The 24326-nt window shown below is 31.2% G+C and carries 21 protein-coding genes and 1 pseudogene; 2 read left to right on the top strand and 20 right to left on the bottom strand.

Going from position 1 to position 24326, the window contains the following annotated elements; genetic code table 11:
- The first annotated feature begins 170 nt into the window (after positions 1-170).
- Both ACQZHJ_RS13385 and ACQZHJ_RS13390 read left to right on the top strand, forming a co-directional pair.
- Positions 171-941, top strand: coding sequence for a threonine/serine exporter family protein (locus ACQZHJ_RS13385; RefSeq protein WP_430486047.1), 771 nt, complete (start codon positions 171-173; stop codon positions 939-941).
- A complete protein-coding gene (locus ACQZHJ_RS13390; RefSeq protein ID WP_430486048.1) occupies positions 942-1463 on the top strand; it encodes a threonine/serine exporter family protein in 522 nt (173 codons plus the stop codon).
- Positions 1464-1481: 18 nt separating this feature from the next.
- Here the strand turns inward: ACQZHJ_RS13390 and ACQZHJ_RS13395 are convergent, their stop codons facing one another.
- From ACQZHJ_RS13395 to ACQZHJ_RS13490, 20 genes and pseudogenes are all read right to left on the bottom strand, one after another.
- Entirely contained in the window at positions 1482-1754 is a 273-nt protein-coding gene (locus ACQZHJ_RS13395; protein WP_430486049.1) for a metal-sensitive transcriptional regulator, read from the bottom strand.
- A 172-nt stretch (positions 1755-1926) separates the two neighbouring features.
- A complete protein-coding gene (gene aspS, locus ACQZHJ_RS13400) occupies positions 1927-3726 on the bottom strand; it encodes an aspartate--tRNA ligase (RefSeq protein ID WP_430486050.1) in 1800 nt (599 codons plus the stop codon).
- A 17-nt stretch (positions 3727-3743) separates the two neighbouring features.
- Entirely contained in the window at positions 3744-4994 is a 1251-nt protein-coding gene (gene hisS, locus ACQZHJ_RS13405; RefSeq protein WP_430486051.1) for a histidine--tRNA ligase, read from the bottom strand.
- 28 nt (positions 4995-5022) lie between these two features.
- Positions 5023-6465, bottom strand: a complete 1443-nt coding sequence (locus ACQZHJ_RS13410) for a coproporphyrinogen III oxidase (protein WP_430486052.1) — start codon at positions 6463-6465, stop codon at positions 5023-5025.
- Positions 6455-7075: an MBL fold metallo-hydrolase gene (locus ACQZHJ_RS13415; protein ID WP_430486053.1), complete on the bottom strand. Its 621-nt coding sequence runs from the start codon at positions 7073-7075 to the stop codon at positions 6455-6457. Before ACQZHJ_RS13415 ends, ACQZHJ_RS13410 begins: the two co-directional genes overlap by 11 nt.
- Before the next feature lie 100 nt (positions 7076-7175).
- Positions 7176-7625: a D-aminoacyl-tRNA deacylase gene (gene dtd / locus ACQZHJ_RS13420; RefSeq protein ID WP_430486054.1), complete on the bottom strand. Its 450-nt coding sequence runs from the start codon at positions 7623-7625 to the stop codon at positions 7176-7178.
- A 16-nt stretch (positions 7626-7641) separates the two neighbouring features.
- Positions 7642-9822: a RelA/SpoT family protein gene (locus tag ACQZHJ_RS13425; protein ID WP_430486055.1), complete on the bottom strand. Its 2181-nt coding sequence runs from the start codon at positions 9820-9822 to the stop codon at positions 7642-7644.
- 150 nt (positions 9823-9972) lie between these two features.
- Positions 9973-10491: an adenine phosphoribosyltransferase gene (locus ACQZHJ_RS13430; RefSeq protein ID WP_430486056.1), complete on the bottom strand. Its 519-nt coding sequence runs from the start codon at positions 10489-10491 to the stop codon at positions 9973-9975.
- A gap of 56 nt (positions 10492-10547) precedes the next feature.
- Positions 10548-11402, bottom strand: coding sequence for a DHH family phosphoesterase (locus tag ACQZHJ_RS13435; protein ID WP_430486057.1), 855 nt, complete (start codon positions 11400-11402; stop codon positions 10548-10550).
- A gap of 200 nt (positions 11403-11602) precedes the next feature.
- Positions 11603-12472: a protein translocase subunit SecF gene (secF, locus tag ACQZHJ_RS13440; protein WP_430486058.1), complete on the bottom strand. Its 870-nt coding sequence runs from the start codon at positions 12470-12472 to the stop codon at positions 11603-11605.
- A complete protein-coding gene (secD, locus tag ACQZHJ_RS13445; protein WP_430486059.1) occupies positions 12465-13733 on the bottom strand; it encodes a protein translocase subunit SecD in 1269 nt (422 codons plus the stop codon). The genes secF and secD overlap by 8 nt, the downstream gene beginning before the upstream one ends.
- Before the next feature lie 97 nt (positions 13734-13830).
- Complete coding sequence (gene scfB, locus ACQZHJ_RS13450; protein ID WP_430486060.1) at positions 13831-15204, bottom strand: thioether cross-link-forming SCIFF peptide maturase; 1374 nt, start codon at positions 15202-15204, stop codon at positions 13831-13833.
- Positions 15205-15273: 69 nt separating this feature from the next.
- Positions 15274-15414 carry a six-cysteine ranthipeptide SCIFF gene (gene scfA, locus ACQZHJ_RS13455; protein WP_003451489.1) on the bottom strand — a complete coding sequence of 47 codons (141 nt, stop codon included), beginning with the start codon at positions 15412-15414 and terminating at the stop codon, positions 15274-15276.
- Positions 15415-15610: 196 nt separating this feature from the next.
- Positions 15611-15880, bottom strand: coding sequence for a preprotein translocase subunit YajC (gene yajC / locus ACQZHJ_RS13460; RefSeq protein ID WP_430486061.1), 270 nt, complete (start codon positions 15878-15880; stop codon positions 15611-15613).
- A 41-nt stretch (positions 15881-15921) separates the two neighbouring features.
- The gene (tgt, locus tag ACQZHJ_RS13465; RefSeq protein WP_430486062.1) at positions 15922-17064 is read right to left on the bottom strand and encodes a tRNA guanosine(34) transglycosylase Tgt; all 1143 of its coding nucleotides are present in this window, start codon (positions 17062-17064) and stop codon (positions 15922-15924) included.
- 23 nt (positions 17065-17087) lie between these two features.
- Positions 17088-18113 (bottom strand): tRNA preQ1(34) S-adenosylmethionine ribosyltransferase-isomerase QueA, encoded by a 1026-nt coding sequence (gene queA, locus ACQZHJ_RS13470; RefSeq protein WP_430486901.1) that lies wholly within the window; start codon positions 18111-18113, stop codon positions 17088-17090.
- Between the two features lie 18 nt (positions 18114-18131).
- The gene (gene ruvB, locus ACQZHJ_RS13475) at positions 18132-19172 is read right to left on the bottom strand and encodes a Holliday junction branch migration DNA helicase RuvB (protein WP_430486063.1); all 1041 of its coding nucleotides are present in this window, start codon (positions 19170-19172) and stop codon (positions 18132-18134) included.
- A 13-nt stretch (positions 19173-19185) separates the two neighbouring features.
- A complete protein-coding gene (gene ruvA / locus ACQZHJ_RS13480) occupies positions 19186-19791 on the bottom strand; it encodes a Holliday junction branch migration protein RuvA (protein ID WP_430486064.1) in 606 nt (201 codons plus the stop codon).
- Between the two features lie 302 nt (positions 19792-20093).
- Positions 20094-20687: a hypothetical protein gene (locus tag ACQZHJ_RS13485; RefSeq protein WP_430486065.1), complete on the bottom strand. Its 594-nt coding sequence runs from the start codon at positions 20685-20687 to the stop codon at positions 20094-20096.
- A 109-nt stretch (positions 20688-20796) separates the two neighbouring features.
- Positions 20797-24290, bottom strand: a pseudogene (locus ACQZHJ_RS13490) (multifunctional 2',3'-cyclic-nucleotide 2'-phosphodiesterase/3'-nucleotidase/5'-nucleotidase).
- Positions 24291-24326 lie beyond the last annotated feature (36 nt).

Here is a 24326-nt window from a genome sequence, read left to right on the forward strand (position 1 = left end):
AAATATATATTAACTATTATAAATTTATTAATTATTTTTATCAATAGTAAATAATCTGTTTATATTTTACCTAAACTAATATGAGTTTATATATCCAAATTTATGCACTTTAAACTTTTCATATGTTATAATTACATTATTAGTTATAAAATTACATAGGGGCGAATAATATGGATTTTGATAAAGTATTACATATTGCAACTTTTGCAGGAAGAATAATACTAGAAAGTGGTGGCGAAACATACAGAGTTGAAGAGACTATATGCAAGATTTGTGCAGCTTATGGTGTCCGTTATGCAGACAGTTTTGTAACCCCTACAGGCATAATGGTTTCTGTATATGATGAGAATAATTATACAACCACCCTAGTAAAAAGAGTTACCAGTAGAACTGTTAACTTACAAAAAATTCACTTAGTAAATGAACTTTCAAGACAAATTTACATAGAAAAACTTTCTCTTGATGAAGTTTTAGAAAAATTAATAGATATAAATCAGAACTCTCCTAAATATGATTTAAAAACAAATTTAATCTTCTCTGCTATAGGGGCTGCAGGATTTACTACTATTCTTGGCGGTAAACTTGAAGATTGTTTAGTTTCCTTCTTTGTAGGAATGTTTGTTCAGCTCGTAACACTTAAAGCTGGTAAGCTTGGAATAAATACTTTCTTTATAAACAGTTTAGGTGGTGCCATAGCAGCTATACTCTCTTTAATTGCTTATAATTTAGGTGTAGGTAGCAGTTTAGATACTATGATTATCGGTAGTATAATGCTTCTTGTTCCTGGACTTTCAATCACAAATGCTATTAGAGATACAATAGCTGGCGACTTAATCTCTGGGCTTATAAGGGCAGCTGAAGCCTTCTTAGTAGCAGTATCCATAGCTGTAGGTACTGGTATGGTTATGAGTCTATGGATTTCACTTGGAGGTGGCATATAAATGGATTTAATAAAAGAAGTGTTAGCCACATTCATGGCAACTATAGCTTTTGGAGTTTTATTTAATATTCACGGTAAAAATTTATTTTTTGCAGGTATAGGAGGAGCCCTTGGATGGTTTATTTACAAAATAGGTTTATCCTTTGGCTTTAGCGTAATCCTATCAATGTTTTTTGCTTCTTTAGTAATAAGCACCTACTCCGAAGTATGTGCAAGGATTTTAAAAACTCCTGTTACTACAATAGTTGTAGCAGCACTTATTCCTTTAGTACCTGGAAGTGGTATGTATAATACTATGTACGAAGCAATACAAGGAGATGCTATGTCTACTTGGAATCAGGCTATAATTACAATATCATCAGCAGGCTCTTTAGCCTTAGGTGTACTTTTTGTTTCTACAATAACACGTTTAATTTATACAAGAAAAAAACATTATACTCATGGTTCATTAAACTCAAAAAACCTATTACTATTTAAGAAACTAAAAAGTAAAAGTGATATAAAATTTAATAAAAAAAAATAGGCCACTTTATGTGGTCTATTATTTTACAAAGCTATTTAATGTTTTTATTAATTGCTCTAAAGCAGCTATATCCTCTTCGCTGCCCTCACCTAATCCCATGCAGTTTCTTGCATAGTTTTCAATCATAAGGACACCAACTTTATTTATAGCGGCTCTTATGGCGGATATTTGTGTTAACACATCTCTGCAACAAACATCTTTATCCACCATCCCTTGAATTCCTTTAACCTGACCCTCTATCTTTCTTAATCTTACTAATATATCTTTTCTTAAAGCTTCATTATCATTCAACTTTTACACCTCATACTAATTAAATTATGATTTACTATATAATATTTTTAATGTATATTATTATTTCATAGTTAATAATTAAATATACAATATTTTTTCTAAAAAAGTCAAATAAAAAGCAATCTAAATTTAAGATGCTATTTTATTATCTCAAAATTAGATTGCTTTTATATTATTCTGCCTTATCTTCTTCAGATTTTTTTATTACTTCAATCCCTAATTCATTTAATTGAGCTTCATCAGCTATATTAGGTGCTTCAGTTAAGTAACAGAATGCATTTTGGTTTTTAGGGAATGTGATAACATCTTTAATGTTTTCAGTTCCAGCTAAGAACATTATCATTCTATCTAGACCGAATGCTAATCCAGCATGTGGTGGTGGTCCAAACTTGAACGCTTCTAGTAAGAATCCAAATCTTTCCCAAGCTGATTCTTGAGTGAATCCTAATACTTCAAACATTTTTTCTTGAAGTTTAGTATCATGTATTCTTACTGAACCTCCACCAAGTTCTTCTCCATTTAATACTAAGTCATAAGCCTTAGCTCTTACTCTACCTGGATCAGTATCTAAATATTGAATATCTTCGTCCATTGGCATAGTGAATGGGTGATGAGCTGCGAAGTATCTTCCCTCTTCTTCATCGTACTCAAGAAGGTCAAACTCTGTTATCCATGTGAAGTTAAATTCATTCTTATCTTTAACTAAATCAAACTTTCTTGAAAGCTCTAATCTTAACTCTCCTAAAGATTTGAATACTACTGAGTTCTTATCAGCAACGATAAGTATTAAATCCCCAGTTTTAGCTCCCATAGTTTCGATTATTTTGTTTAATTCCTCTTCTTGGAAGAACTTAGCTATTGGTGATTTAACACCTTCTTCTTTTAATTGAATCCATGCTAATCCTTTAGCTTTGAAAGTCTTAACGAATTCTCCTAATCTGTCTATATCTTTTCTTCCCATTGAGGCTCCGCCTTCTAGGCATAGTCCTCTAACTGATCCGCCATTAGCAACAGCATCTGTGAATACTTTGAATCCACATTCTTTAACAACTTCACTTAAGTCTGTTATTTCCATACCAAATCTTAAATCTGGTTTATCTGAACCGTATTTCTCCATAGCATCTTTGAATGTCATTCTCTTAATTGGAGTTTGAACATCAACGCCTACTACTTCTTTGAATACGTGCTTGATTAAACCTTCATTTAATGCCATAACGTCATCTTGCTCAACGAATGACATTTCTAAGTCAACTTGAGTAAACTCAGGTTGTCTGTTTGCTCTTAAGTCCTCATCTCTGAAACACTTAACTATTTGGAAGTACTTATCAAAACCTGATACCATTAATAATTGCTTGAATAATTGTGGTGATTGAGGTAATGCATAGAACATTCCTGGATAGTTTCTTGATGGTACAAGATAGTCTCTAGCTCCTTCCGGAGTTGACTTTGTTAGCATTGGTGTTTCCATCTCTAAGAAACCATTTTGATCAAGGTAATCTCTTATAGCCTTAGTTGTTTTATGTCTTATCTTGAATATATTTTGCATATCTGGTCTTCTTAAATCAAGATATCTATATTTTAATCTTATGCTTTCTGCTGCATCTAAATCTTCTTTAATATATATTGGAGGAGTATCTGACTCAGATAAAATTTTTAATTCCTCAGCATTTAATTCAACCATTCCTGTTGGCATGTTTTCATTAACTGATTCTCTCTTAACTATTTCACCTGTTACAGCGATACAATACTCAGGTCTTATTGATTTTGCTTTTTCTAAGATTTCTTCTCCTAGATTATCGTGAAATACAACCTGTAAAATTCCTTCTCTATCTCTTAAGTCTATAAATTGAAGACCTCCAAGATTTCTATTTCTTTGAACCCAACCCATTACGGTTACTTTTTGTCCAATGTGACTTTCTCTAGCGTCGCCACACATTATGTTACGCTTTAAGCCATTTAAAGCTTCACCCATTTTAATTCTCCTCCTGTCTACTCTTTAACTATATTTACTATTTCATTTATATCTAAGCTGACTTCGAATTGTTCTCCATCGCTCATTCTCTTAATTCTAGCTTTGTTTTCTTCTATTTCAGAATCACCTATAACAAAAGTAAACTTAGCACCTATTTTGTTAGCATATTTCATTTGAGCTTTAACACTCTTTCCTAAATGATCTATTTCAGCCTTAACTCCGGCTTTTCTTAAGTTAAATGCTAACTTCATAGCTTCCATCTTAGCATTATCTCCCATAGATCCAATATAAACATCACATCTAGTTGGTTCTGGAATCTCAATTCCCTCTTCATCTAAGATTAAAAGAAGTCTTTCAAGACCTAATCCAAATCCCATCGCTGGAGTTTGAGGTCCATCTATTTCTTCCACTAGATAATCGTATCTTCCACCACCACAAACTGTTAATCCATCTTTTATAACTTCGAAAACAGTTTTACTATAATAATCTAATCCTCTTACTATTTGTGGGTCTATATTGTATTCTATTCCCATTATATCTAAGTAAGCTTTTAACTTAGTAAAGTGATCACTACACTCATCACAGATATAATCTAATATTGAAGGAGCTTCCTTAACTATAGCTTTACATTTCTTTTCCTTACAATCTATGATTCTCATTGGATTCTTTTCAAATCTTGTTTTACAAGTTTCACAAAGATCATCATAATTTTCTTGTAAGTATTGTCTTAAAGCTTCGTTAAACTTAGCTCTACATTTTGGACATCCTAAACTGTTTATATTTAAGCTTAATCCATTTATTCCAAAGTCCTCAGTTAATGCTCTCATTACTAATGATAATACTTCTGCATCAATTGAAGGCTCTTGTGATCCAAATACTTCTATTCCATATTGATGGAATTGTCTTAATCTTCCTTTTTGTGCTTTTTCGTATCTAAAGCAAGGAGTGAAGTAGAACATTTTTGTTGGTTGAGCATCAGCATATAAACTATTTTCTATGAATGCTCTAACTGAAGGAGCTGTTCCCTCTGGTTTAAGAGTTATACTTCTTCCACCTTTATCTTCAAAAGTGTACATTTCCTTTTGAACAACATCAGTAGTTTCTCCTACTCCTCTTTTGAAAAGTTCAGTTGCTTCAAACATTGGAGTTCTTATTTCTCTAATACCATATTCAGCTGATATTTTTCTTAATTTTTCTTCTATGTAATGCCATTTATAAGCGTCATTAGGTAGCATGTCTTTAGTACCTTTTTGAGCTTGTATTGCCATAAACTATTCCTCCTACAATATTTAATTTTTATTTATATAATGCTTCAAGTAATTCTATCTTACCTTCAACCATTTCATCAATTCTTTTAACGTATTCTTTTACGTCCTTAACATTTGCAAATCTCTCTATACGATTTTTTCCTTCATTTAAGAAAACAACCTTTGAAACTGCATCAGCCCCTAAAGCTATTATGGTTTGCTTATCTTCTATCATTTGTATGTTATAAACACACTCTTTACCTGCTTTTGAGTAACCTACGTTTTCCATATTACCAACCATGTTCTTTTGTCTGTACATATAGTATGGGTACATATCTAGTTCTCTACCTAGCTCTTTGCTCATATCATACATTTTGTTAAGATTCTTTTGATTAGCAACTTTTATACTTTGATTTAAAACTAAATTTTCATATAGTCTTGATGCTCTTTTAATAGACATTCCATGAATTGTTAAGCTATCTGGATTAAGTTCTTTTATTAAAGAACAAGTTCTAGTAACTTCTTCAATATCTTCATTTGGAAGTCCAATAATAATATCCATATTTATGTTATCAAAGTCTAAGCTTCTTGCCAAATTGAATTTTTCCACTACATCAGCTGTTAAGTGACCTCTACCTATAGATTTTAAGGTTTTATCATTCATAGTTTGAGGATTAATAGAAATTCTGGAAACTTCATATCTTTTCATAGAATTTAGTTTCTCTTCTGTTATTGAGTCTGGTCTTCCACATTCAACAGTAAACTCTTTTACATTTTTTCCTTTAACAAAGCTTTCATACACATGCTTCATTAAATCTTCAAATTGTTCATTATTAACTGAAGTTGGAGTACCACCACCAAAGTAAACAGTCTCTATTTTTAATCCTTTTTGGGCTACATAATCTCTAATAGCTGATATCTCCTTGTTTAATGCCTCTAGATAAGGATTTACGTCTCTTTTAAACCCAGCTATAGGATTAGCTGCAAATGAACAATAAAGGCATCTAGTTGGACAGAAAGGCATACCTACATATATGCTTATTGAATTTTCGTCTTTATTTACAAAGCTTTCTTCTCTTTCAGCAACTTCTATACAAAGTTTAGCCTTTTCTTCACTAGCCATGTAATTATCCTCAAAGTATTTTATTATCTCTTCTTCTGATTTTCCGTCTCTTATAAGAGATAAAGCAATTTTACTTGGTCTTATCCCAACTAAAGTTCCCCAAGGATATTCATCCTTAAGTGTATCTGCTAAAAATTTAAATATTCCTTTTTTAAGCTCAGTTTTAAATCCATAGCCTTCTTCATATTCATATGAGAAACTATTTTCTTTGTTTGAGATAGTAACTTTATCTTCAAATATGTGAACATCATAGTCTCTCTCTTCATTTTTTTCTACAAATTTTAACTCCTTAAAAGTATAGAAGATGTTAAACATTTGATAAACATCATATCTATACTTTAAGTCGTTAAGATATATTTTAATATACATAAAAATCTCCTGCTAAAAATGGGTTTCTTTGTCTTTCGTGTTTTATAGTTGAACTTGGTCCATGACCAGGGTAAACAGCTATATTATCGCCTAATGGCACAATTTTTTTATTTATACTATTTAAAAGCGTTGCATGATTTCCACCCTCAAAATCACTTCTTCCAATTGATTCTCTAAATAAAGTATCTCCTGTAAATAAACAATCTCCTATTAGTAAACATACTCCACCTGGTGTATGTCCTGGTGTTTCTATACATTTAACTTCATATTCATCTGATAATTTAATAACTTCGTCTTCATTTAAATATCCATTGGCTTTTGGAATTTTCCCAAAAACATCAACATTTCTATCTATCATTTCTTCATCTTTTTTATTTATATAAAAAGGTATATTATATTTCTCAACTAATTTTTCAACAGCTCCAACATGGTCAAAATGTCCATGTGTTAATAATATCATCTTTGGGTTTGCTCCTAAAGTTTCTATTACCTTCTCTATTCTTGATGAGTCTGCGCCTGGATCTAATATTGCACACTCCTTAGTATTTTCATCCATAACAATGTAACAGTTGGCTTGATACATACCTACTGGAATTGCTTTTATCATCATATCAATCCCTCCTTCATAAACTCCAACTTACTTATTAATAAGTGTTTTCTAAAATCCTATATCTATTATAATGCTTTATCCTTAAAATAGTAACATTTGTTTAGAAATTCTTTTTACTATCTATCATTAATGTTACTGGTCCATCATTTTCTATATCTACAACCATATGTGCTCCAAAAACTCCAGTCTCAACTTTTAAGCCTTCTTCTCTGCACATATTCACAAATTCATCAAAAAGCTTCTTAGCCTCATCTCCACCAAGTGCATTCATAAAGTTTGGTCTTCTTCCTTTTCTACAATCTCCATAAAGAGTAAATTGTGATATAAGAAGAAGCTCTCCTTTAACATCTTTTAGAGAAAGATTCATTTTATCATCTTCATCTTCAAAAACTCTTAAATTTAAAACTTTATCTTTTATGTATTTTAAATCATCTATTGTATCTTCTTTACCAATTCCAACCAATACATTAAATCCTTTGTTTATACTTCCTACTACTTCATTATCAACACTTACTGAAGATTTATTAACTCTTTGAACTACAACTCTCACCGTGTTACATCCCCTTCTACTTGTTAACTCTATAAACGTCTATAATACCTTTTAATCTTCTTATCTTTTTCATTAAATCTTTTAATTGTTCAATACTATCTATTTTAATTTGAATATTTATATGAGCCATTCCATGTTTGCCTGATTTAGCATTAACACCTATCAAACTTAACTTAGAGTCAGTTATAACAAGCATAACATCAGATAATAAACACATTCTATCTTCAGCTTTAACCTCAAGCTCTGCTATATATGCAGTTCCCTTTTCAGTTCCCCAGCTTACTTCAACAACTTTTTCATTTTGTCTCTCAACTATATCCTTAAAGTTTGAACAATCTCTTCTATGAATAGAAACGCCTCTTCCTTTTGTGATATATCCTACTATATCATCTCCCGGAACTGGATTACAGCATCTAGCAAACCTAACCATTATATTGTTTAGCCCCTTAACAGTAACTCCACAACTTTGTTTCTTCTTAGTTTGTCTTTCAGTTCTTGCAATTTGTTCTTCAATATTCTTGTTTAATTCTGCTTCTGTTGGTTGTTTAACTTCAGGTTCTTTTAACTTATAAATAACTGTAGAAGCTAAAAGTTCACCTTCTCCTATAGAAATATACATTTCATCAATATTATTAAAATGATATCTCTTCATTAACTTATCATATAAAGGTCCTTTTAAAAGTTCAGAAGAATTTAGAGATTGTTTCTTAAACTCCTTCTCTAAAATATCCTTTCCTTTTTCAAGATTATCATCTCTTCTTGCTTTTCTAAGCCATTGTTTTATTTTACTTCTTGCTTGATTACTATTTGCAATACTTAACCAATCTATCTTTGGTCCCTTTGATGCTGCTGAAGTTAATATCTCTACTATTTCACCTGTTTTAAGCTTATAATCTAAAGTAACAATTTTCCCGTTAACCTTTGCTCCAACGCACTTATTACCTATATCTGTGTGAATCTTATATGCAAAATCAATAGGAGTAGCTCCTGCAGGTAAATTTATAACCACACCCTTTGGAGTAAACACAAATATTTCATCTGAGAATAAATCAAGTTTAAATCCTTCCATAAACTCAGTAGCATCTACAGCTTCCTTTTGCCACTCAAGTATATCTCTAAGCCAAGTTAGCTTATTTTCAAAAGTCATTTCCTTCGAATCTGTCCCAGTAATTCCACTTTTATACTTCCAGTGAGCAGCAATTCCATACTCAGCTGTCCTATGCATTTCAAAAGTTCTTATTTGTATCTCAAAAGTCTTACCACCACTACCTATTACCGTTGTATGTAATGATTGATACATATTAGGCTTAGGCATAGCTATATAATCCTTAAATCTACCTGGTATTGGTTTATATATTGTATGTACTATACCTAAAACTGCATAGCAATCCTTAACTGTATTTACTAATATTCTTATAGCAGTTAAGTCAAATATTTGATCTATGCTCTTATGTTTGTTAACCATCTTTCTATATATACTATAAAAATGTTTTGGTCTACCATCTATTTCACTGTCTATATTAGCTTTTTCTAATTTTTCTTTTATTTCAGCTATTATACTTGAAATATACTCTTCACGTTCAACTCTTTTTTCTGATATCTTATGAACTAAATCATAGTACTCCTCTGGATGGATGTATCTTAAACATAAATCCTCAAGCTCCCATTTAATTTTAGACATACCAAGTCTATGAGCTAAAGGAGCAAAAATATCTAATGTTTCCTGTGCTTTTGCCTTTTGTTTTTCAGGCTTCATATATTTAAGAGTTCTCATATTATGAAGTCTATCAGCTAATTTTATAATTATAACTCTTATATCTTTAGCCATAGCTAAAAGCATTTTCCTTACATTATCAGCCTGTTGTTCTTCCTTACTCTTATATTTTATTTTACCTAATTTCGTAACCCCATCTACTAAGTTAGCTACTTCAACGTTAAAAATATTACTTATGTCATCATAAGTATAATCCGTATCTTCTATGACATCGTGAAGAAGTCCCGCAACTATAGTGTTTGTATCCATCCCCATATCAGCTAATATCATAGCTACGCTAATAGGATGAATTATGTATGGTTCGCCCGATTCTCTTTTTTGTTCTTTATGTGCTTCAAAAGCTAAATCATATGCCTTTTTAACTAAATCTATATCAACATTATTCCCATTAGCTTTTATTTTAGAAATTAGTTCTTCTAACATACTGGATTATTCTCCCCTACCTAAGATTTCTTTTTAATATATTATATTATTATATAACAAAAAAATAAAATAAACCAATAAAATTAATGGCTGGTTTAATAACCAGCCATTTCAAAATCATATTATGATATTTTACTAATTCTAAAGATATTAAACCTCATAATCAACTAATGATGTAATTTCATATCCTTCTAATTTATCTCTTCCTTTTAACTCTGTTAACTCAATAGTAAATGCTAAACCAGCTACTTCTCCACCAGCTTGTTCTACTAACTTAGCAACAGCTGCTATTGTACCACCAGTAGCTAAAAGATCGTCAACTATAGCAACTCTCATTCCTGGCTTTATAGCATCTTTGTGTATTTCTAAAGCATCTTTTCCATACTCTAAGTCATATTCTACTTTTACTGTGTCAGCAGGTAATTTACCTGGTTTTCTTACTGGAATAAATCCAACTCCTAAAGCATATGCTACAGGAACACCAAATATAAATCCTCTTGCTTCTGGTCCAACAACAACATCAACATTCTTATCTTTGAAAAATGCTGCCATTTGATCAACAGAATCTCTTAATCCTTCTCCATCAGCTATTAAAGTAGTTATGTCTTTGAAACTTATTCCTTTTTTAGGGAAATCTTCTATAACTCTTATTTTATCCTTTAAACTCATTGCTTTGCCTCCAAAATTAATAAATATATATAAATTTTAATTACTACCTAACTATCTTACCTAATCTTTTCATTATAAATATATTTGGTTATCTGTTCCGCCCTATCTCTATCGTTTGTAGTTAACAACTCCACTATTATCTTAGCATTGTCCTTTTTGCTAATAGCACCCTCTCTTGGAGTTATCTCATTAACTATCTTATTTATACTTTCTATATTTATGTCACTAATATTAAAGAAACTCTTAATAGCATTCAATCCGATACTATTAGTATATCTTAAATATTGAATGCCTTCCTTTAATATTATTCCATTTTCACCTTTATTCTCAATGTTCTTTGAAGCACTTCCTATAAGTATTAAATCCAAATACTTATTTATTCTCTTCATATTATAATATATCGCAATAGCCTGCATTAACTTAAAAGTTAACCCTGAATTTGTTAAATCCTTATATCTATATGAACATTTCTCTTCACTTGGGTTTATATAAGTTGAATCATAAGTACATTTTGTACGCTTATTCTCCATTATAATTAAATCTATATTATAAAATCCACAAAGATCTTCAACTTCTTTATCAGCAAGACCACAACCTACTGTTATTAAAAGTTCCGCTCCTAAAAAAGCAATATCTTCTTTTAATGTATATTCATCTAAGTCATAGTTCTCCTCTTCACAATCAGAACTTACACAATATTCAACATCAGCATTTAAATACTTAAGTATAAGCATTAATGATGATATGGCACATATAGAATCTAAATCACATCCGCCATATACAACTATCTTTTCTCTATTGTTAACTGCAGATGCTAGTCTTTCTATTGCTTTATTCATATTTTTGATATTAAAAGGGCTATACCCTGATATGTAATTAGTGCAATATATGTTTCTCCAAGCCTTCTGCATAATTTAACTCCTCCATAAAATTAAGAAAACAAGTATATTATAATTTAAAATTGCCTTTTTGACAAATACTTTTCAAATAAATACGTATACATAAGCTATTTTTATTATTTTTTACATTTTTTTATTTAATTCTATCATTTTTTAAAGGAAAACTAAAAAAAGTACCAGAAGATTACATCCTTCTGATACTTTTAAAAATTTTATTTATTTCTTGCTTTTTTCTTTTTTTGATGATTAGTAATCATACACCATATTGGACTTGCTATAAATATTGATGAACAAGCTCCTGATGCTATACCAACTATTAATGGGAAAGCAAAATCTCTAACTGTTGGAACAAATATATAAACACAAACTATTGTAACTAATGTTGTAAGTGTTGTATTTATTGATCTTGACATAGTTTGAGTTATACTTATATCTGCAACCTCTTCAGGTGACTTCCCTCTTAATTTTTTTCTATTCTCTCTTATTCTATCGAATATAACTATAGTATCGTTGATTGAGTAACCTACTATAGTAAGTATAGCTGCTATAAATGGTGTATTTATAGTTATACCAAAAATAGCGTAAACACTTATAGTTATTAAAACATCGTGTAAAAGTGCTATAATTGCAGCAACACCAAACGAGAATTCAAATCTTATAATTACATATATAAGCATGCATATAATAGCTATAATAATCGCTATTATTGCATTTTGAGTTAATTCTTTACCTACTGATGCTCCAATTTCATTTTGAGATAATAGTGCATCATCTTTTAAATCATATTTTTCTTGTAAAGCTTTGAACATTTCATCAACTTGAGTTGTGTCTAATTCTCTAGCCTTTACTTCAAGTTGAGTGCCATTTACAGTATTAGTAACTGCATCTTTTGAATACTCGTCTACTATTTTATCAACATCTGCTTTGCTGAACTCTTTACCCATATCAATTACAACTTGAGTTCCACCCTTAAAGTCGATTCCAAAGTTCATTCCTTTAGTAAACATAAATCCTAAGCCTATAGCAATTATAAGAATCGATATAGTAAACCATATTTTTTTCTTCTCTACAATTTTAAGCATTATGTCTACCTCCTTCTTTAACTTTGATTCTACCAAACATTGAAGGTTTGTTTAATATACCCATGTTGAATCCTAAAGTCATAAAGAATCTTGTAATTACTATAGCAGTAAGCATACTGATTGCTATACCTATTAATAAGGTTAATGCGAATCCCTTAACTGGACCTGAACCAAAGAAGTATAGAACTAAACCTGCTATAATAGTTGTTATATTTGAGTCAATAATTGAGCTTAAAGCATTGCTAACCCCTATTTTCATAGCTGATTTTACACTTCTACCGTTTCTAAGTTCTTCTTTAATTCTTTCAAATATAAGTACATTGGCATCTACCGCCATACCTACTGTTAGTAAGAATGCAGCTATACCTGGTAAACTTAAAGTTACACCGACTGATACGAATGTATAAAGAACTAATAATATATAAACACTTAATGACATAGATGCTAAGAATCCTGGAACTCTATAGTAAAGAATCATGAATATAAATATAATTGCTACACCTATAGCTCCAGCCTTCATTGCATTTGGTAATGCATCAGCTCCTAATTGAGCTCCTACAGTTTCAACTGAAACAGCTTTAACTGGCACTGGTAACGCACCTGCATTTATTATACCTGAAATTTTTTCTGCATCTTCCATGCTTCTTTCTCCTGATATAATTGCTTCACCGTTACTTATTATGTCATTTACAACAGGATCTGTTAGAGTCTCATCATCCATTTTAATAGCGATTTTTTGACCTTTAAACTTTTTTGTTGCTTCTGCGAATTTTTGTTTTCCTTCTTCATTAAGCTCTAACTTTATTGCCGGTTGAGCTGATTGAGGATCTATATAAGCACTTGCTTTTTTAACATCTTTACCTGTTAAAATAACGTTTCCTTCTGGGTCTACAAAAGTTAATTCACCAGTTTTTTGTAATGAATCAACTATAGCTTTTGAATCATATTGCCCTGGAATATCAATTCTTATTTTGTTGTCGCCCTCTGTATTTACTGTTGTCTCTGAAACTCCAACCTTGTTAACCCTTAAAGATAGAAGTTCCTTTGTTCTATTAAGTTGATCTACAGTAACATTGTCACCTTGAATTTCCATAAGAACAGAAACTCCACCTTGTAGATCTAATCCCTTAGTTATAACCTCATTAAACGTTTTAAATTGATAATTCCCCAAAGTAAATCCTTTGAACCCTGCTAGAGCTAAAAAACTTATTACTGCTATGGAGATAAAGAATAATATGAAGCTACCTACTTTTGATTTCATGGTTATCCCCCTCTGTAAAAATTTCTCTGATAGTCTAAATTATATTAATTTGTTGCCATATAGTCAATATATGGCAACAAATGTTAATACTATATTTTTATTCAGTTTCCATAGTTTTTGATTTTAATGCGATTGCACATTCTATTCTCTTCTTCTGCATTTCACATCCTATTTCGTATGGAACATGGATATCACCATTGAAGTTAAAGTTGTTAGCTTGACATCCACCACTACAGTAGAATCTAGCCCAACACTCTTTACACTTAGGCTTATTGTAAATGTGTGCTTGTTTAAATTCTGATGAAATTTCTTTCTTAAGTATTCCATCTTCTATATTTCCCATTAAGAAATCAGTATTTCCAACAAATTGGTGACATGGGTATATATCTCCGTCTGGAGTTACAGCTATATACTCATGTCCAGCTCCACAACCTGCTATTCTCTTATAAACACATGGACCACCATTTAAATCAATGTTAAAGTGGTAGAATTTAAAGATATTATCTCCCTCTTTTAATCTTCTTTCCATCTCGTTGTATAACTTATCATACTCTCCAAAAATAGTTGGTAAATCTTCTCTTCTTAAAGATAGTTCATGTTCATCCGGAAGAACAACTGGTTCTATTGATATTTCATCAAATCCTTCATTAGCAAGAGCCATTACATCTTGGAAGAAATCAGTGTTATTTCTTGTAAATGTACCTCTAGCATAATATTGTTTACTTGGATCTCTCTTTTCAACCATTTTCTTGATGTTTGGAAGTATTCTTTCATAACTTCCTGAACCATCAACTCTTATTCTAACTGCATCGTTAACTTCTTTTCTTCCATCAATTGAAAGAATTATATTTCCGATATTTTTATCTATATAATCAATTCTTTCATCATTTAAAAGAGTTGCGTTAGTAGTCATTGTAAATCTTACATTCTTACCTTCTTCTTCTCCTCTTTTCTTTCCATAATCAATTATCTCTTTGATTGTATCAAATACCATTAGTGGTTCCCCACCAAATAAATCAACTTCTATATTCTTTATTCCACCTGAGTTTGCTAATACGAAATCAATAGCTTTTTTACCAACTTCTGCACTCATTGGCTTTCTACATCCCTTATATTCTCCCTCATCTGCAAAACAGTACTTACATCTTAAGTTACAGTCATGCACAACATTTAAGCATAAAGCTTTTATGTATGATGGTGCTTTATCACTCTCTTTAGCAACCTCTTCATATAAGTCACCTGAGTATAAAGCCTCCTCTTCTACTAATTGAAGTAGGTCTTCATAAGCCTCTTCTATTTCTTCAACTGGATATTTATCTTTTAACTTTTCAACTAAAATCTCTTTACCACTTAATCTATTTTCATCATCTATCATATCGTATATAAGATTATCAACGATATGAACACTTCCTGAGTTTACGTCAACTACGTAATACTCTCCACCTTGCATAAATTTATGAATTAATGCCACAATATTTCCTCCTAACTAAGAACTAAGGCAGCAACTTTAAAAGTTACTGCCACTTAAAAAATTTTATAATTAATTTTCACAAGCTAAGTTTGCTACTGTAGCTGATGTTTTACAAGCTGATTGGCATGAGTTAGCACACTCTCTGCAATCTGCTGGCTTACATAAGCTCTTTTTTAAGCTTGACTTGTTTACTGTTTTTATACGCTTCATTTACTCTTCCTCCAATCAAAACTATCTTTAATATTATACCATGTGAAGGTTTAATTTTAAAGTTATTTTAGAAAGCTTTATTTGATTTACCTCCCTTATTTTTTCACATTATATAAAAAAATTCAATACCTCTACGCAAAAAAAATAGTCATTTTAATGTTTTTATGCATTAAAATGACTATTTTTTATTTAAATATTAGTCAACTTTTGAACTTATACCTTGTTTTGTAAACTCCATTTTAGTTCTTTCTTGACTTGTTTCTATTATAACGCTATCATCTTTTATTTTTACTATTCTACCGATGATTCCACCTCTTGTTACGATTTTATCGTTAACTTTTAGTTCATCTATCATAGCATTATATTTCTTTTGTCTTTTCTTCTCTGGTAAGATAAGTAAGAAATAAAATACTCCAAACATTAAAATAAAAGGTAATACCATTGCTGCTATTGATTGAAAATTCATTTTAGCCACTCCCTTTCTAAAATTATGTAATATTTATATTATTAAGCTCTTCCATTCCACTCTTCTAACTTCTTAGCTTTGAATTCAGCAAAGTATCCACCATCTATGGCAGCTCTTATATCCTCCATAAGCTTGTTGTAGAAATATAGATTGTGAAGAACACATAATCTCATAGCTAGCATTTCTTTAGCTTTGAATAAGTGTCTTATATATGCTCTTGTGTAATGCTTACATGCAGGACAGTCACATCCTTCATCTATTGGTCTAGCATCTAGTTCAAACTTAGCATTCATTAAGTTTATTTTACCATCTTTAGTGAAAACATGACCATGTCTTCCATTTCTAGCTGGCAATACGCAATCAAAGAAGTCTACTCCTCTTTCAACTGCTTCTAATATATTTGATGGAAGACCAACTCCCATTAAGTATATTGGCTTATCCTCTGGTAAATGTGGAACTACTGCGTCTATTATTCTATACATTTCTTCATGAGTTTCACCAACTGCTAATCCACCAATTGCATATCCATCTAAGTCCATTTTAGTTATAGTCTTAGCATGCTCTATTCTTATATCTTCATAAACTCCACCTTGGTTAATACCAAATAACATTTGCTCGTTATTCACTGTATCTTCTAATGAGTTTAATCTATCCATTTCAACTTTACATCTTTCAAGCCATCTTGTTGTTCTTGCAACTGACTTTTCAACGTATTCTCTTGTTGATGGATTTGGAATACATTCATCAAAAGCCATAGCTATTGTTGAACCTAAGTTACTTTGTATTTGCATACTCTCTTCTGGTCCCATGAATATCTTTCTTCCATCTATATGAGAGTTAAAGTAAACTCCCTCTTCTTTTATTTTTCTCATTCCTGCAAGTGAGAAAACTTGGAATCCACCTGAATCAGTTAATATTGGTCTATCCCAATTCATAAACTTATGTAATCCACCCATTTGCTTAACAACCTTATCTCCTGGTCTTAAGTGTAAATGATATGTGTTTGAAAGTTCTACTTGACATCTTATGTCTTTTAAATCCATTGATGAAACTGCACCTTTTATAGCTGCTATTGTTCCAACATTCATGAATACAGGTGTTTGAATTGTTCCGTGAGGAGTTACAAACTCACCTCTTCTAGCTTTTCCGTCTTTTTTTAAAAGAGTATATCTTTTTTTAGTCATGAAAAAAGTCCTTCCTTTGCTTTTTATTTTATAAACATTGAATCTCCAAATGAGAAGAATCTGTATTTTTCTTTTACTGCTTCATTGTAAGCATTCATTATAGTATCTTGGCCACATAATGCAGAAACAAGCATTATTAACGTTGATTCTGGTAAGTGGAAGTTTGTAATTAAGTTATCAACAATATTGAACTTATATCCAGGATATATAAATATATCAGTCCATCCACTTTGTTCTCTAACTCTTCCATTTTCATCTCCAATAGTCTCTAAAGTTCTTGTAGATGTTGTTCCAACTGCTATCACTCTATTCCCTGACTCTTTAGTTTTATTTATAAGGTCAGCATTTTCTTTATCTAAATGATAATATTCTGAATGCATAACATGGTTATTAACATCATCAACCTTTACTGGTCTAAATGTTCCTAATCCAACATGTAAAGTTAGATATGCTATGTTAACACCCTTAGCTTTTATTTCTTTTAATAAATCCTCTGTGAAGTGTAAACCTGCTGTTGGTGCAGCTGCTGACCCCTTCTCTTTAGAATAAACTGTTTGGTATCTTTCTTTATCTTCTAATTTCTCATGAATATACGGAGGAAGTGGCATTTGTCCTAGTTCATCTAAAACTTGCTCAAAGATACCATCATACATAAACTCTATAATTCTGTTACCTTCTTCTCCAATTTCTCTAACAATAGCCTTAAGCTGTCCATCACCAAAAGTGAAAACTGTTCCTACTTTAGCTCTTCTACCTGGTTTTGCTAAACATTCCCACTTATCTCCTTCGATTCTTTTTAGAAGAAGAAATTCTATTTTTCCACCAGTCTCTTCTTTAGCTCCTATAAGTCTAGCAGGTAAAACTCTAGTGTTATTTAAAACTAAAGTATCACCTTCTTTTAAATATTCTAATATATCATGGAATCTTCTATGTTCAATTTCTCCAGTTTCCTTATCAACAACCATTAATCTTGAAGAATCTCTTTTCTCAAGTGGATATTGCGCTATAAGCTCTTCTGGTAAATCAAAATAAAAATCACTTACTTTCATCATTACACCTTCTCTATTTTATTTTTCAAATAACGTACACTGTTTTGAGTCTATTTTAGCCTCATTAAATCTTGTTCTTCCTAAATGTTTATAGGCCTTATCTGTAGCCATTCTTCCTCTTGGAGTTCTTACTATAAATCCTTTTTGTAAAAGATATGGTTCATACACATCTTCTATTGTGTCTAATTCTTCTCCAACAAAGTAAGCAAGAGTTTCTATTCCTACTGGCCCTCCATTAAAGTTATCTATTATAGCTTCTAAAATTTTATTATCAATTCTATCAAAGCCTTCACCATCAACTTCTAAAAGCTCTAGGGATTTTTTTGCTGCTACTTCTGTAATTTCATTATCATATAAAACCTCAGCAAAATCTCTAACTCTCTTTAAAAGTCTATTAGCTATCCTTGGTGTACCCCTTGATCTTTTAGCAATCTCAAAGGCCCCCTCCTCAGTTATGTCACAGCCTAAAATCTCTGCACTTCTAACTATAATCTCTTTTAATTGTTCATTAGTATAATACTCCATAGAACATAAAACCCCAAATCTATCTCTTAAAGGTGAACTAAGCATTCCTATCCTAGTTGTTGCACCTATTAGAGTAAATTTAGGTAAATCTAATCTTATTGACTTACTTGCTGCTCCTTTACCGATAATTATATCAAGTACATAATCCTCCATTGCAGGATATAGTATTTCCTCTACACTTCTATTTAGTCTGTGTATTTCATCGATAAATAAAACATCATTTGCATTTAACGTTGTTAATATAGCAGCTAAATCACCAGCTCTCTCTATAGCAGGACCAGATGTTATTTTAAGATTTCCACCCATCTCATTAGCTATAATATTAGCCAAAGTTGTTTTCCCTAAACCTGGTGGACCATATAAAATTACGTGATCTAATGCCTCTTCTCTTCTTTGAGCAGCTTTTATAAATATGTTAAGTCTTTCTTTAACCTTATCTTGACCAATATATTCATTGATTTTTTCAGGTCTCAGACTATACTCATTAGCAGAATCTATTGCCATTTCATTAGAGGTAACTAATCTATCACTCATTTAATTACACCTCCTAACGCATTAAAAGCTTTAAAGACTCCTTTATCATATTTTCTAATGATAATGTCTTATCAACTTTTTCTAAAGCTTTTTGAGCTTCCTTCTCTGTATATCCTAATGCTACTAAAGCACCTAAAGTTTCATTTATATTGAAGCTATAATCATTGTTATCTTCAAGACCTTCTATTAATGAAGCTTCTTCTCCAACAAGTTCATCTGGCTTTAATTTATCTTTAAGCTCTAATATAATTCTTTGAGCAGTCTTCTTACCTATTCCAGGTGCTCTTGTTATATGCTTTTCATCACCCATCATTATAGCGTACTTTAGATTATTTACAGTACTTATTGATAGAAGTGATAATGCAGCCTTTGCTCCAACCCCATTTATAGATAAAAGAAGTTTAAACATTTCTAACTCTTCTCTTGTTGTAAATCCATATAGCCCTATAAAATCTTCTCTAACTATTTGTTCTAAATAAAGTAGCACTTCATCCCCTACTTTTGGCATATTAGAAATTGTATTTCCTGAAGTAAAAATTTTATATCCTATATTATTTAATTCTATTACAACATAATCTTTATTTATACCTTGAAATTGCCCTCTTATATATTCGTACATTTTAATGCTCCTATGTATAATAAGTTCTTTAAATCTATATAATACTTTAACATGAAGAAGGAATATTATCAATGAGATAGATAAAATTTACTATTCATTAAATTGCCTATAAAACCATTGTTTCATTAGTGTTTCAACCTATTTTAAATATAGTCTCTATTTTAAACTAGCGTTGATTTCTAGATATAGATGAAAGACCATCTTAATCTGAAGATATAGCTAGAAATCAACACTCACTTAAAATAGAGACTAAACATAAAAAAGCTATGTCAAAAATCTTCTGACATAGCTTTTATTTATTATTAACTTATATAATTTGTCATATGCTCTTCACATTCTTCTCTTGTGTCGTATTTCTTTTCAAAATTACTTATTTTTTCTCTATCAACTTCTGGTAAATCATCTATTCTTTTCGTACTTACATCCTCTGGCTTTTCTATAGTTGGTCTTCCGTCTTCTCCAGCTTTAAACATTGCTATATATCCATCTTTTTCGCCAATATAATACTTTCCAGCTTCTAAAGTACCCATATTATTTAAAAATACCATTTCTCCATCTTCTGATGATATAAGTTCATACCCATCTTGTGAAAGCGCTGCTACTAATTCCTCTACTTCACTTTCGCTTACTTCCTCTTTTTTTACCATTTCTCCAATTGTAGTTTTATAATCTACAACCACATGGTCATCTAAGGTTCTTCTTGTAAATAAAACCTCTACACTTGCTATATCATCATACTCTTCTGAATTATCAACTAACTTACCATTAGTCTCTTGTATTTTTTTAAGATTATAATTATAAGCTAACATATAACTTCCTGAGAAAACTAATATACCTAAAAGAATAAATACTAGATTCTTAATATTTTTATTATTTTTTATATTATTTAAATTCATACAATCACCTCATTGGTGATTATTGACATTTACATCTTTTTTATACACACAAAACATAAAAAATAGTAGGTAAATTTATTACCTACTATTTCTTTTAATATTTAATTAATTAAGCTATATCATTCTTTTTCTTTCTTAATATAGTTGCTCCACCTAATGTAAATAATGCTCCTAAAGCAGCAAATGCTCCTGAACCAAAAGGCATACCTGTGTTTGGTAATTCTGTATCTGGCTCTTCTGGATCCACTGGGTCTACTGTAGTATCTTCACCAGCAACTAAAAGTTTTTCTAAATCTGTGATTGCATCTATTCCATTTTCTTTCCAAAGGTTTCCTACTTCATCTCTTATAACTAAATTTGTATCTTTTACATCTTTAGCAGATGAGAAATCATATGAATCTCCACCAACAGCCATGAAATCATTAGTTACAACAGTGTAGTACTTATCTTCTTCAAGTTTAGTTCCATCTGCTAATCTAACAGAAGTTATTTTTTCTCCTCTTTCAGCACCTGGAGTATACCAAACCTTAATACCTGCATGTTGTCCCCATCCAAAGTTCTCAGGTTCAATACCATGCTCTAAAACTTTAATTATATCTGAACCCTTCATTTCCATTGTAACTAAAGTATTATCAAATGGAAGTATAGTATATAAGTCTCCTACAGTTACAGGCCAGCTGATAATGGTGCTCTTACTCCTCCACCATTAGTTATAGCTATATCAGCATCAACTATTTGTCTCATAGCCTCAGCCACAGTAGCACCCATTGGAGTCACACCTGTATCTCTATCATGAGCTAAATCAACATCTAAATCAGCTAATTTTTCTCCCATTATAGGACCTAACTTTTCATCATACTCAGCTAATTTATTTTTCATATTTTCATCAACTGGAAGAGAATCTTTTCTACCTGAAATATCATCTAACTCAGTAGTAACTTCTAACTCACCTTTGTAATCAAACTTTAAGTTAACATATCCTAAATTTCTACCATTTTTATAAGCTTGAACAACTGGAACTCCATTAACTTCACCTTCAACCTTTTGATGGCTATGAGCTGATACGATAGCATCAACACCTTCTATGCCAGCAATCTCAACTACTTCTCCAGTAATTTCTCCAGTTTCTCTATTTTGTTCACTTCCTAAGTGACTTAAAACAACTATAGCATCAACATTCTCTTCATTTTCTAAATGGTCTACCCAAATTTCAGTTGCTTCTACAGGATCTTTAAATTCTAAATGAGCTACATTATCAGGCTTAGTTTTATATGCAGTTTCAGGAGTAGCAAGTCCGATAAATCCAACTTTCTTTCCTTCTCTTTCAACAACTCCATATGGCTTAGCCCACTCAACTGGCTCACCAGTTTCTTTTTCATATATATTAGATGCTAAGAAATCAAACTCTCCAGCCTTAGCCCAATCTGGAATATACTCATATCCCCAGTCAAACTCATGGTTACCAACAGCAGCAAAATCTAATCCCATCTCTTTTAACATATAACTAACAGGCTCACCTTTTAACAAGTTAGACATAGCACTACCTTGATATATGTCTCCACCAGTAACAACTATTGTATTAGGATTTTCCTCTTTAACTCTCTTAACTTCTCCAACTAACTTAGCTGCTCCAACATCACTCTTAGATTCAGCTAAAGATCCATGGAAATCGTTGAAAGTAACTACAGGAATCTCAACTTCCTTAGCTCCTAAAACTTCTAAAACATCATTCCAAGTTACAGACTTAACATTTGGAGTTCTTCCATCTTCTGATGTAGGTAATTTTATTTTACCTTCATTTATAAGTCTAACAGCTTCAGCTCTTTGCTCTGCATCCCAGTTAGTTCCTGTTATCTTCCAGTTATTATCAACGTTCTTAGTTACTTTTCCACCCTTAACATTTTGGATGTAATCAACTATTAAGTCTCTCATATCTGATATTTGGTCATTATTTGTATCATAGATTTTTTCATGCTCACCTTCATCCATGATTCCAGCGGCTAATCCTGAATTGTATCTATAATCATTTACTGTTAAGTAAACAACATCTGTATCTCCTACAACTTTTCCGTCTTTTTCAAACTTTAAGTTTTCGATTCTATTTCCTGGCTCTTTAGATATGTTTATTTCATAACTTACTCCATCAAACATATCATACTTATACATTCTTATATCCTCATTAAAAGATACTGTTAAATCTCCATCTTTATAAGTGTTATAATACTCTGCATTTTCTTCCATGTACTTCTTTAATTGTTTTCCAGTAGTCTTTATAGTATATAATTTATTATCATATCTATATATCTTAGAAACATCAGCCTTACTTATATTTCCTTCAAAAAGATTTGAAGTAGCACTAAATAAAGCTGCTCCTGAAACGTGATAAACCTCATCTGGATTTATTTTATTTGCTTCTAAGTGTTTTCTACTGTTATATAATTGAACTTCATTTATAAAATCAGTTATTCCTTGATCTTCCATTAAAGATTGTGGAATTCCTTTAACCTCATCTGCATCTGCTAAATTTCCACCTACCATTTGTCCAACTGGCGCAGTTGCATCAGCTATGGCTGTATTGTGAAAATCAGAAAGTAATTCATTTAACTTTTGATCTTCAGCTACACCCTTTGTGCTTAACAATTCAGATTTTTTATCTACAACTTCAACTTCTTCACCATTCTTTTTAACAGTTAATTCTATTTGAGAAACCATTTGACCATTACTTGTTGGCTGGCTTATAACTGCATTGTTTACTATTTCTTGAGGAATATTTGAATGACTATGTCCAGCAACAATCGCTGAAACTTCTGGATTTTGTTCTGCTATAGCTCTTGCACTATCTCCTCCACCATATTCAGCTTCTAATCCAACATGAGAAACTACTGCATAAACATCAGCACCACCCTCAGGTCTATTTTCTATTTCATCTATTACAAATCCAACTTCATCTGCTGGACTTTTAGCATCATATCCCTTTAAGTTTTCAGAATCCCACTTCATTATATGAGGGCTTACAACCCCTATTAAAGCTACTTCTATTCCATCAAACTCTCTAGTCGTATAAGCTTCAAAAACTCTTTCTCCATCTTTATAAAGATTTGCACATAATACATCTAAATTTTCATTTGCTTGACTTACTACATTATTTAAATTATCCATACCATAATTGAATTCATGATTTCCTAAGGAAAAGACATCATAGCCTATAGCATTCATTCCTGCCATCATTGGGTTTGGACCATCTTTAAATAAATGATTGAAGTTTCCTTGAATTGTATCTCCATTATCTACAACTATAGTATTAGGATTCTCTGTTCTAGCATTACTAACTAGAGTAGATATTTGATTTAATCCCCCATCAGTTTTCTTATTTTGAGCATAATCATAGTTCATAAATCTTCCATGAAGGTCTGATGTCCCTAAAATTTGAATTTTAACCTCACCCTCATTAGCTACAGTACTGTCTTCACCTTTAACCTCTAGATTTTCCGGTGTCATATTCTCAGTAGCCTTTACAGTTGTTAGTGGTGCAGCTACACCTATTGCCATAGAAGTAGCAACTGCTAACGCTGTAAACTTTTTTTCCCTTATTTGTTTAAGCATACTTTTTCCCCCTCATTTAGTTTTACATATGTCATA

It is taken from the genome of Clostridium sp. B9 (genome assembly GCF_050509515.1).
GTDB lineage: Bacteria > Bacillota > Clostridia > Clostridiales > Clostridiaceae > Sarcina.